At 20.0% G+C, this 3,250-nt stretch carries 2 protein-coding genes; both read right to left on the bottom strand.

Translation table 11 applies throughout. The features are described from left to right. Window positions 1-389: 389 nt before the first annotated feature. Window positions 390-1,157 (bottom strand): DUF2238 domain-containing protein, encoded by a 768-nt coding sequence (locus ACYQ44_RS10280; protein WP_459997184.1) that lies wholly within the window; start codon window positions 1,155-1,157, stop codon window positions 390-392. A 1,493-nt stretch (window positions 1,158-2,650) separates the two neighbouring features. Next, window positions 2,651-3,031: a hypothetical protein gene (locus ACYQ44_RS10275; protein WP_459997182.1), complete on the bottom strand. Its 381-nt coding sequence runs from the start codon at window positions 3,029-3,031 to the stop codon at window positions 2,651-2,653. Window positions 3,032-3,250: the final 219 nt, after the last annotated feature.

Below are 3,250 nucleotides of genomic sequence, written 5' to 3'. Positions count from 1 at the left end.
ATCAATTTACACAGAATTTTGGACAAAACCTTTAATACTATTCGAAACATTGATGTATTAAACATTTTATTTTTTTGGTCCATTTTTCAATTGTAATCATGTCCACCGTTCACTTGACAAATACAGAAATCTGGAGATATAACATTATAATATGCATTATATATTATACCATCTTTCATTAATACACAAAAAACAGGTAAATATTTATAGCTTTTTAGTATTCTTTTGATTCTTAAATTTACTAAAATTTCATTTTCAACACCACTATAAAAAACAGATTTATTATTTTTTGATTGGTTTGAGGATATTATAGTTTTTGGGAATAATTTATTTTTACATAGTTTATATTATACTACAGTTTATAAAAATAAGGTTTGAAAATCCTTTTTTTATATCCAATTTTTTTTATCAACAAATTTTCTAAGAGCTATACCTATTTTTTCTAATAAAACATACATATCTCTATCTTTATTTAGCCTTTTTAATATCTTCCAGAATATAAATATACCTACAATAATTCCTATAGAATCATAAATTAAATCCATCATTGTATCAGTAAGACTTCCTTCTTGAGCTAACCTATATCCTGGAAAATCTGAAAATATGCTATCAGAAATAAATTCGAAAATTTCCCATATAACTCCCATAGTCATTCCTATGGAAAATGTATAAAAATTTACTTTTAAAATAAGGGAAGGCATTTTTTGTCTTGAATATGTGAGTTCCAAAGATAAAACTAAAGGGAAAATAATTGTAGCAAGCCAAATTCCTCCAGATAAATGCAAAATATCATCAAAAATATCATATTTATCGTAAAAGCCCAAAAATAAACCAAAAAAACTATGTAATGCAATTTGAATTATTGTAAATGTTTTTATCTCTTCAAAAATTATTGAATTAGTAATTAATTCAAATATCCATATAATATATATTCCTAAAGCAAATATCAAATATCCTAAAAAATAAGGTAAATTAAAATTAATAAAAGAATAAATTAGAGGTATTATATTAATGAATGAAAAAAACAAATTAAAACGTCGAATAAATTTATAATATTTTATATTTGATGAAAATAAAGTTTCTCTAATAAATTCATCCTCAAATAATGCAATAGATATTCCTTCAATTTTATTCTTTATAGTATTTACAATATTCAATTTTTTATCCTCCTCGTATAATTAGTATATAATAACCATAATTAAATCTAAAAAATCTAATACACGTACATCGCTTAATAATAGCACAAAATAAAGAAAAATTAATTTCTCGCTTGTAAAAAAAATTAAAGACAAAATATTAAGGAGTATTTGATTTTAATAAAGTTGAAACTGCGGAATAATGGTATTCAATATATTTTTTTATAAAAATCAATTATAAAAAAATATATTATTCTCATTAAATTCTTCAGAATCACATTTTTACATTATATAATTATTATTCATTATATGTATTATATAATGTTAATTTATAAATTATATATTTTATATATTAATTTCTATTTCTAAATCATTTTTATATAATGTGTATTATATATATTGCTATTTATAATTTCAAATATAATAATTTAATATTTATATTATATATAATTTATACATAATATATAATTAACATAAAATTTTAAATAAAGAAGAATCTTTTTCTAATTTAGAATATTAAAATATACAATATAGATACATTATACAATGCATAATTATTTCAGAATAATAACTATTTATCCAAAAAGATTAAATTCTTTTCTTTAGAAAAAATATCAATTTAGAGTATTAAAAATATATTATAATCTTTATTTTATGCTATATTAGTTAGTTTTCATTAACTTCGGTAAATTTTGATTTACCGAAGTAAGAGGAGGAGATTATCAAATCTATACTACTAAAAATTTTATTTATTTAAAATCTGCGATTTTAGGCACAATAAAAAAATCGGATGATTAATTCATCCGATTAATAAAACATCCTTTATATCGCAAAATTCTTTTTAAGAAGATATTACATAGATTTTACTACAAAATGAATAAAAATCATATAAACAACTTTCTCTTTTGAACTTTTATAAGATTATTAATATTATTTTTTTTCTGATATATCCATATTAATAACAAAATAATACATTGTGAATTTAAAAATCAAAATATCCAGGGTTTGATTATATGTGAAATGTGAAAAATATCCATAAATATAAAATACAACTCCATATAAAAAAACAGAAATTATAAAATTCTTAAAATTTCTCTTCTTCTTTTTTGTTCCCAAATATTTTTCTCTGATTATTGCAATTATTATAATCATAATACTGGTTAATAAAAATTTAAGTGAAAGAATAGAAGGATATTTATATGTAAAAATAAATTTTGAAGTTAAACGTCCTGGAATTATATACCAATAAAAAAAATTTCAAAAATAGTGTATACTATCGTAGCTTTATTTTTCTTATCCAATAAAAATATTTTTTTATATCAATCACCTCAATAAGTATATAATACTTTCTTGAATTCTATTTTAGTTGAAAAAATTTCGTATCCTGCTATATAGAAATCAATGTTATATAATCCTAAAAAATTTTTGTATTTTGTTTAAATACTACTGTAATGTTTTTATTTGGATTTGTGAAATCTGAAGATATAACATTATAATATGCATTATATATTATATCATCTTTCGTTAATACACAAAAAACAGGTTAAATAATTATCACTTTTTAGTATTTTTTTGATTTTTAAATTTACTAAAATTTCATTTTCAACACCACTATAAAAAACTGATTTATTATTTTTTGATTGATTTGAGGATATTCTATATTCAGCTCCTTCATATTTAAAAGTACTTGTTTTTTCACGGTTACATATAGCATATCCATTAAATGTTTCAATTTTATGTGGTTCAAATGGTATTGGGTAAAATATATCTTTTCCAATTTTTAACATATAATAATTATAATCAATATATTTTTCTTTTTCTTTTAATGTAATTATTGAAGTCGTTTTCAATTTTTTATTGAGTATAATTATTAATATATCTTTATATTTTTTCATAATTAAGGTTTCACTGGACGATAAAAATCTTCTGTCTTCACTATCTGTATTTGTCAAGTGAACAGTGGACGTGATTACAATTGAAAAATGGACCAAAAAAATAAAATGTTTAATACATCAATGTTTTGAATAGTATTAAATTTTGGTTAAGAATTATGGGTCTGTCCAAAATTCTGTGTAAAATGATAATAGTTGATTAATAGTAATTATTATGAAATA

Source organism: Marinitoga arctica (assembly GCF_054657315.1).
This window is presented reverse-complemented; position numbering and strand designations above follow the sequence as displayed.

Bases quoted from the DNA above. Each gene is read 5' to 3' on its own strand.
- ACYQ44_RS10275 (WP_459997182.1), bottom strand. From the start codon at position 3,031: ATGAAAAAATATAAAGATATATTAATAATTATACTCAATAAAAAATTG.